This is a genomic window from Aeromonas crassostreae (assembly GCF_054052445.1).
Genome location: NZ_JBSTYM010000017.1, coordinates 88,772 through 96,174, shown reverse-complemented (window position 1 = coordinate 96,174; position 7,403 = coordinate 88,772). Strand labels below are relative to the sequence as shown.

The 7,403-nt window shown below is 62.3% G+C and carries 7 protein-coding genes; 2 read left to right on the top strand and 5 right to left on the bottom strand.

Features of this window, described 5'->3' with window-relative positions:
• Positions 1-90: 90 nt before the first annotated feature.
• The 3 genes from ACW5W4_RS14075 to ACW5W4_RS14065 form a co-directional block, all read right to left on the bottom strand.
• On the bottom strand, positions 91-960 hold the full coding sequence (locus ACW5W4_RS14075) for a tetratricopeptide repeat protein (RefSeq protein WP_456689791.1): 870 nt from the start codon (positions 958-960) through the stop codon (positions 91-93).
• Between the two features lie 114 nt (positions 961-1,074).
• A complete protein-coding gene (locus ACW5W4_RS14070; RefSeq protein WP_041995558.1) occupies positions 1,075-1,410 on the bottom strand; it encodes a hypothetical protein in 336 nt (111 codons plus the stop codon).
• A gap of 138 nt (positions 1,411-1,548) precedes the next feature.
• Entirely contained in the window at positions 1,549-1,878 is a 330-nt protein-coding gene (locus ACW5W4_RS14065; RefSeq protein ID WP_456689790.1) for a DUF2956 domain-containing protein, read from the bottom strand.
• Positions 1,879-2,167: 289 nt separating this feature from the next.
• On the opposite strand from ACW5W4_RS14065, the gene ushA reads away from it, so the two are divergent.
• The gene (gene ushA / locus ACW5W4_RS14060) at positions 2,168-3,835 is read left to right on the top strand and encodes a bifunctional UDP-sugar hydrolase/5'-nucleotidase UshA (protein ID WP_456689789.1); all 1,668 of its coding nucleotides are present in this window, start codon (positions 2,168-2,170) and stop codon (positions 3,833-3,835) included.
• A gap of 79 nt (positions 3,836-3,914) precedes the next feature.
• Here ushA and gltS read toward each other — a convergent pair whose 3' ends face one another.
• Complete coding sequence (gltS, locus tag ACW5W4_RS14055) at positions 3,915-5,117, bottom strand: sodium/glutamate symporter (RefSeq protein ID WP_456689788.1); 1,203 nt, start codon at positions 5,115-5,117, stop codon at positions 3,915-3,917.
• Between the two features lie 411 nt (positions 5,118-5,528).
• On the opposite strand from gltS, the gene ansA reads away from it, so the two are divergent.
• Entirely contained in the window at positions 5,529-6,536 is a 1,008-nt protein-coding gene (gene ansA / locus ACW5W4_RS14050; RefSeq protein ID WP_456689787.1) for an asparaginase, read from the top strand.
• Positions 6,537-7,119: 583 nt separating this feature from the next.
• Here ansA and ACW5W4_RS14045 read toward each other — a convergent pair.
• On the bottom strand, positions 7,120-7,398 hold the full coding sequence (locus ACW5W4_RS14045) for a YeaC family protein (protein ID WP_456689786.1): 279 nt from the start codon (positions 7,396-7,398) through the stop codon (positions 7,120-7,122).
• Between the last annotated feature and the right edge of the window lie 5 nt (positions 7,399-7,403).

Here is a 7,403-nt window from a genome sequence, read left to right as displayed (position 1 = left end):
CCCCGGGGGGTCCTTTCCCCCCGCCGCGGTCGCCACGCCGGGGGGCGGGGGGCCCCCCCCCCCCCCCCCCCGCTGCTTTGTTGACGTGGTTTAGAGTTTGCCCAGCCTCTTGAGCCGGATCAGCCGCTCTGCTTCGTTGGCCTTGAGCCAGTCATCTTGCGACAGCAGAAACCAGGCGCGGGCGAAGTATTCGGCCGCGGCCGGATTATCGAGTGCCAGCCCATTCTCCCCCAGCTCTTCGAACACATAGCCATCCTCGGGAGCGCCGGCGGCGGCCATGTCGTCCCGCAGCTGGGTCAGCTCGGCCAGCGCCTCCTGATGCCGGCACTGGGCCCGGCTCAGGCGCGCCAGGCTCCAGCGGGCGATAAAGGCCTTGGCCGGATTGCCGTGCTGCTGGTGCCAGGCCAGGCATTTTTGCTGGCACTGGCGGGCCTCTTCCAAACGACCCAGCTCGAACAGGGTCCAGCCCTGATTGTTATAGAGGGTGGCGAGCCAGCCGCGCACCTTTGGATCCGTACTGCGTTCCGCCAGCTCCATCGCCAGCTGGTGCCAGCGGCTCTGCTCGTCCAGCGGGGCGGTGATGGCCACCATGTGGGCCGCATCGATGGCGAGATAAGACTCCTTGTGCTTGAGACCCTGCTGCCAGGCCTGTTCAAACAGTGTCCTGGCGCGGGCCTTGTCGCCGGCGGAGTTGAAGGTGCGGCCGCGCTCCAGCAGGGTGCGAAGGCGGGCCCGCGGGGTGGCGTCGGTGAGGCGGGGGGCTATCTGGTCGAGCAGCTGGTGCGCCTGGGCAAACTGGCGTTGCAGGGAATGGGTGCGGGCTAGCTGGGTGAGCAGTTCCAGCTCGTACTGCAGATCGGCGGCGGCGTGTGCTTCGGCCAGCAGGGCATGAAAGCGCGCGGCGCTGGCGGCGGGATCCTGGTCATCCCACAGGGTCATGAAATCGGGCGGGTTGTGCATCTGGCCTCCTGGCTGGCGATCCTCTCACCAAGATGCCCATCGGCCATTGTTTGTACAAGAGGCGCCCGTCACAGCGCGCCTCTTCCGGCATGCAAAACGGCTCAATCCATGGGGTCAGTAGACCATGGCCAGGCTCATCAGCATCAGACCCAGGGCCGCGAAGGCACCCTCCTTGATCGCCAGTCGGGGTACCAGCGCCTTGGGCAGGGCGGGGAAGAGGCACAGGGCGAAGCCGAGCCCCGGCATCAGCCAGTGAAACCCGGGGCTGCGCAGGGCCGGGTTGGCGGCATTGTTGATGACGATGAGCAGGATGAAGAGGGTGAAGGCGGGCAGGATGAACCAGCGGGCACTGCCCGAGGCCACGGCGCGCAGCGGCGAGATGCGATAGAGCACCAGGGTGACGATAAAGAGCGTCAGGGGGGCCAGCAGATAGAGGGGAGCCGGGTTCATGATGCACTCCTGTGGATGAGTAAGGGGGATGGGCCTGGGTGAGGGGCGGGATTTAACCAGTGCCGCGCCTCCTTGACCAGTCCGGCGCGTTGGCCCTGTGAGGCGGATCCCAGGCAAAGGTTTGCGCGTCGCAAGGGATCAGGCCAGCCAGTGCCAGGCGGCGAAGCCCAGCCAGCTCAAGGCCAGCAGCAGCCAGGGCAGGGGATGCTGGCGACTCACCTCGATCACCTCGACCTCTGGCTCCTGCTCGGGCTGGAGGGATTGTGCGCCACGGCTCTGCTGCTTCTTCAGGCGATTGGCCTCCCGGGCGCGGGCCTTCATCTGCTTCTTGTACTCCTCGATCCCCTTCTGGATGCCCTGGGCGATGAGCTGGGTCTGTTCCTTGGTCTGCCCCGGCTTCTGATTGGCGCGGGCCACCTTGAGGGCCGCCTGCTGGGTCTCGGGGGAGGGTTTGTCGTATTTGGCCATGGGCTGCTCCAATGGGATGGGGCCGCATTATTGCACACTCACGCCCGGCGGGGCAGGGGCGGCAATGGCCCGCTTATTGCTGGGCCGAGCACCTTATATCAGCAGGGGATCACATTAAATAAAGGCAAACGTTTTCCTGGCTAATTATTCGAATGGGAAATAATGCCGGATCACACTTATGTCATTTTTTTCAGCCAGGATGCCGATTGAATATCAAAGGTTGATATATTGCCCGCGACCAAGACTGGAATGGTCAGGCCCAATACTAACAAAATCAAGGTGTGAAGGAATGAAACATAATTTGATAAAGGGAACCCTGGCATTGGCCGTGCTGGCGGCGATGGCGGGCTGCAATACCTCCAAGAACGAGAGCGAGCCTTGCGTCGAGAATGTGTGCAAGCTCACCGTGCTGCATACCAATGATACCCATGGTCGCTTCTGGCACAACGAGGATGGCGAATATGGCATGGCGGCCCAGAAGACCCTGGTCGACCGGCTGAGAGCCGAAGCCAAGGCCGCCGACAGCGAGGTGCTGGTGCTGTCGGGCGGGGACGTGAATACCGGGGTGCCCGAGTCTGATCTGCAAAATGCCGAGCCGGACTTTATTGCCATGAACCATATCGGTTATGACGCCATGGCGGTCGGCAACCATGAATTCGATAATCCCCTCGATATTCTCGAGCTGCAGCGCCAATGGGCCAAATTCCCCATGGTCTCGGCCAACATATATGACAAGAATACTGGCCAGCGTTATTTCGATCCCTACAAGATATTCAAACTGAAAAATGGTCTGCGGGTCGCCGTTATTGGCCTGACCACGGAAGATACCGCCCAGCTGGTGGACCCCAATAATGTGCTCAACCTGGAATTTCGCGATCCCAAGGTGGAAGTGGAGCGGGTAATAGACGGCATCAAGCAAGGCAATTCGGCCGATGTCATCTTCGCCATCACCCACATGGGCCACTACGCCGATGGCGCCCACGGCAGCAATGCCCCCGGGGACGTGGAGATGGCCCGTCAGCTGCCCGCGGGCAAGCTGGATGCCATCATTGGCGGCCACTCTCAGAACCCGGTCTGCATGGAGCCCGGGGTGGCGAACCAGTATGCCGACTTCAAGCCCGGCGACGACTGCCAGCCTGATCAACAAAATGGCACCTGGATCATGCAGGCCCACGAGTGGGGCAAGTATGTGGGGCGCGCCCAGTTTGACTACCAGGATGGCAACTTCACCCTCACCCGCTACGAGCTGATCCCGGTCAACCTCAAGGATGAGCAAGGTGCCTTCATCCAGGAGGAGATAGTGCGGGATCCGGCCCTGGAAGGGGTGTTGCAGGTCTACCAAGACAAGGGCGCCCAGGAGCTGGGAGTGGTGATCGCCGCCACCGACGGCTTGCTGGACGGGGAGCGCGCCAATGTGCGCAACAGGCAGACCAACCTGGGTCGTCTCATCACCACGGCCACCGCGCAGACCCTGCGCACCGACTTTGGCATCGTCAACTCCGGCGGGGTGCGTGCCTCCATCCAGGTCGGGGACATCTCCTATCGCGACGTGCTGACCGTGCATCCGTTCGGCAACACGGTCAACAAGGCCGTGATGCCGGGCAGCGAGCTGGTGAGCTATCTGGGTCAGGTGGCCACCAAAACCGGCAACACCGGGGGCTACGCCCAGTTTGGCGGGATAGAGATGGCGGTGGACTGCCAGGCCAAGTCGGTCAGCATCACCAGCATCGGCGGCAAGCCGTTCGATGCCGGCGCCCAGTACAGCTTCACCATCCCGAGCTTCAGCGCCGCCGGTGGCGATGGCTATCCCAAGATAGACACCGTCAATGCCGGTCTGGTGGATGCCGCCGTGCTCAAGGATTTCCTCACCGCCAAGCAGGTGATCCAGGCGGCCGACTACGCGCCCAAGGGGGAGGTGAGCTACCTCAACTCCGCCTCCAGCGAGTCGTGCCAATAAGCAGGCACCCGGTGCCGGACAACAAAAAACCGCAAGCCCCTGGCTTGCGGTTTTCTTGTGGACGCGGCGCGCCCTGGCCTCAGGAGAGGAAGGGCATCGCCATGAACAGCTTGATCACCATGGCGTTGATGATGTCGATGAAGAAGGCCCCCACCATGGGCACCACCAGGAAGGCCAGGTGGGAGGGGCCAAAGCGCATGGTGACTGCCTGCATGTTGGCAATCGCCGTCGGGGTGGCCCCCAGGCCGAAGCCGCAGTGGCCGGCGGCCAGCACGGCGGCATCGTAATTGCGACCCATGACCCGGAAGGTGACGAAGATGGCGTAGAGGGCCATGGCCAGGGTCTGGGTCACCAGCAGCACGAAGATGGGCAGGGCCAGACTCGCCAGATCCCACAGCTTCAGGCTCATCAGCGCCATGGCCAGGAACAGCGACAGGCTGACGTTGCCGAGCAGGGAGACCTCCCGATCGCTCACCTCGTGCCAGTTGAGCAGGGTCAGGACATTGCGCAGCAGCACCCCGACAAACAGCACGCAGACGAACACCGGCAGCTCGAAGGCGGAGCCGAGCAGCCCCTGGGAGAGCAGTTCGCCCCCCTTGAGGCTGATGGCGATCAGCGCCAGGGTCTCGACCAGGCTGAAGGTGGTGATGCGTCGCTCCGTCTCCGGCATCTCGAAGCCCTGGGGCACTTCATCCAGGTTGTGCTCTTCGCCAGGCACCTGCACCTTCTTGACCAGATAGCGGGCGACCGGGCCGCCGATGAGACCCCCCAGCACCAGGCCGAAGGTGGCGCAGGCGATGGCCAGTTCGGCGGCGGACTGGACCCCGTACTTGTCGGTGAAGGTGGCGCTCCAGGCGGCGCCCGTGCCGTGGCCGCCGGAGAGGGTGATGGAGCCCGCCAGCAGCCCCATGTGCAGATCCAGCCCCAGCAGGCTGGCCAGCGCCACCCCAAGCCCGTTTTGCATCAGCAGCAGGCCTGTCACCACCCCGAGGAAGGTGAATACGGCCCGCCCGCCACGCTTGAGGCTGGCGAGATCGGCGGAGAGGCCGATGGAGGCGAAGAAGGCCAGCATCAATGGGGTCTGCAAGCTGGTGTCGAACTTCACCTCGAGTCCGGCCGCGACGCGCAGCGTCAGCAGCACCAGGGCGACCAGCAAGCCCCCTGCGACCGGCTTGGGAATGTTGAAGGCGCGCAATCTTTCCACCCGGTTGACCAGCAGGCGACCGAGCAGCAGGACCAGGGTGGCGGCCACTAGGGTGGCATAAGCATCGAGTTGTAACATTGGGTACTCCCATGGTGATTGGCTGTGTCTCCCCGCGGGAAGACGCACAGATTCAGCCGGGATTGAAACCGCGTGGCCAGGGCATGGAGGCGTTCCATACCGGTCTGGCGTCATAAAAAAGAGGGGCAAATCTGCCCGACCCGGTGGTGGCATTCCGGGTCTGTCGGGCCCAGCGAGGTGGGCGCAGCGGATGTGAGTTTTGTGATAACGGCGGCGATATTAGCAAAAAGCACTGGTAACATCCAAATTTCTTGGTTATGTAACCGAAAAGATACGCTTTGTTGACATTATTATCTGTTTGTTGCCTGCGGATAATTAGGTGATACATCCCCGATTTCAGCCTGTTCGGGCTGTCTTTGTCGGCGCTAAACTCTATAATTCGCCCGTTTCCAGCCCAGATGAGGAGAGGGTGTGAAGAAGTCTATCTACATCGCCTACACAGGCGGCACCATAGGGATGCAGCGCTCCGACCACGGTTATGTGCCGATGGCGGGTTTCATGGAAGATTGTCTGGCGCGGATGCCGGAGTTTCACCGGCCCGAGATGCCGGATTACCATATTCACGAATATGCGCCGCTCATCGACTCCTCCGACATGACCCCGGCGGACTGGCAGCGCATCGCCGAGGATATCAGAAACAACTACGAAAAATACGACGGCTTCGTGATCCTCCATGGCACCGACACCATGTCGTTCACCGCCTCGGCCCTCTCCTTCATGCTCGAAGATCTGCACAAGCCGGTGATCATCACCGGCTCCCAGATCCCGCTGGCCGAGCTGCGCTCCGATGGCCAGCAGAACCTGCTCAACGCCCTCTATATCGCGGCCAACTACCCGATCCACGAGGTGACGCTGTTTTTCAACAACCAGCTCTATCGCGGCAACCGCAGCAAGAAGGTGCACGCCGACGGCTTCCACGCCTTCGACTCCCCCAACTATCCGCCCCTGCTCAACGCCGGGATCGCCATCTCCCTGGAGGCGGGCGAACTGGGCACCCCTTGCCAGGCGCCCCTGGTGCTGCACGATATCACCCCCCAGCCCATCGGCGTGGTGACCCTCTATCCGGGGATCTCGAGCGAGGTGATCGCCAACATACTGCAGCAGCCGGTGCGTGCGCTGATCCTGCTCTCCTTCGGGGTGGGCAATGCGCCCCAGAACCCGGCCATGCTGGCGCTGCTCTCGGAGGCATCCGCCCGGGGCGTCATCATAGTCAACCTGAGCCAGTGCCTGCACGGCAGGGTCAACATGGGGGGCTATGCCACTGGCAATGCCCTCTCCCGGGCCGGGGTCATCTCGGGCTTTGACATGACCGCCGAGGCGGCGCTCACCAAGCTGCACTTCCTGCTGAGCCAGGACCTGTCGGCCCCGCGTATCCGCGAGCTGATGCAGCAGTCCCTGCGTGGTGAGCTGACCCCCTGAGCATTGCCGCCCTCTCCCAGGGGGAGAGGGGATAGCACGAGCGGTTGTTGGCAGCGAGGCTTGCCATGGCGATTGCCGGCAGGTTCTTCACTGGCTATCCGCCCACTGCGGGCCAGCTCCCTTCTCCCCCTGGCGGGAGAAGGGCTGGGGATGAGGGGGATATCCTCACCCTGCACAGAGACAGGAAAAAAGAAGGGAGCCATAATGGCTCCCTTCTTTGCTATGGCGTGCGAACCAGGGCTCGCGGCAAGGCTTAGTGACCGAGATCGACGCGAATGATCTCTTCCTCATCGCGCTGCTTTGATGCTTGAGCTCGCCCTCAGTGATTGAGATCGATACGGACTATCTCTTCCTCGTCGCGCTGCTTCGATGCTTGAGCTCGCCCTCAGTGACTGAGATCGATACGGACTATCTCTTCCTCATCGCGCTGCTTCGATGCTTGAGCCCGCTCTCAGTGACCGAGATCGATGCGGACTATCTCTTCCTCATCGCGATGCTTCGATGCTTGAGCTCGCCCTCAGTGACTGAGATCGACGCGAATGATCTCTTCCTCGTCGCGCTGCTTCGATGCTTGAGCTCGCCCTCAGTGACTGAGGTCGATACGGACTATCTCTTCCTCGTCACGGTACTGACGCTTGAGCTCGCTCTTGCTCTTCATCACGATTTTGCCATCCGCCCCGATATTCATGTGTTCCGGGTTGGTCAGGTGCATCGCCTGCCAGGCCATCACCGCCTGGAGCGAGGTGGCCTTCTGCTCCTCGGTGAGGGGCTTGCCATCGGGCCATTTGCCCAGTTCAACCGCGGTCTTGAGCCGCTCGTAGACTTCCTGGGGCATCTGCCCTATGACCTGTTGAAATGACATGCTCT

Bases quoted from the DNA above. Each gene is read 5' to 3' on its own strand.
- ACW5W4_RS14075 (WP_456689791.1), bottom strand. From the start codon at position 960: ATGCACAACCCGCCCGATTTCATGACCCTGTGGGATGACCAGGATCCC.
- ACW5W4_RS14070 (WP_041995558.1), bottom strand. From the start codon at position 1,410: ATGAACCCGGCTCCCCTCTATCTGCTGGCCCCCCTGACGCTCTTTATC.
- ACW5W4_RS14065 (WP_456689790.1), bottom strand. From the start codon at position 1,878: ATGGCCAAATACGACAAACCCTCCCCCGAGACCCAGCAGGCGGCCCTC.
- ushA (WP_456689789.1), top strand. From the start codon at position 2,168: ATGAAACATAATTTGATAAAGGGAACCCTGGCATTGGCCGTGCTGGCG.
- gltS (WP_456689788.1), bottom strand. From the start codon at position 5,117: ATGTTACAACTCGATGCTTATGCCACCCTAGTGGCCGCCACCCTGGTC.
- ACW5W4_RS14045 (WP_456689786.1), bottom strand. From the start codon at position 7,398: ATGTCATTTCAACAGGTCATAGGGCAGATGCCCCAGGAAGTCTACGAG.